A 229-nucleotide genomic window follows, 5' to 3' on the forward strand; every position below is an offset into this window, starting at 1 on the left:
GGTGGCCGAGAACTGCACACGCCCCTGGCGCAGCGGTTCGGTGCGCGACACGTCGTTCTTGCCCGGCAACACGCGCAGGTTCACGCCCGTTGCGTCCTGCAGCGCGGCCCCGATGGCGACCGATTGGTTATAGCCGGCCGATCCGGTGCCATAGGCTGTCCAGGACAATTGTTTCGGCAGATCGATGTCCTGCGCCGCCGCCGTCGTTGCGGTCAGGCAAACCGCCAAT

The 229-nt window shown here is 66.4% G+C and carries 1 pseudogene; it reads right to left on the reverse strand.

The features are described 5' to 3' along the window. Positions 1-228 (reverse strand): annotated as a pseudogene (locus A3728_RS14820) (TAXI family TRAP transporter solute-binding subunit); the annotation flags it as partial. Position 229 lies beyond the last annotated feature (1 nt).

The sequence above is a fragment of the Sulfitobacter sp. HI0040 genome, from assembly GCF_001634885.1.
Lineage (GTDB): Bacteria > Pseudomonadota > Alphaproteobacteria > Rhodobacterales > Rhodobacteraceae > Sulfitobacter.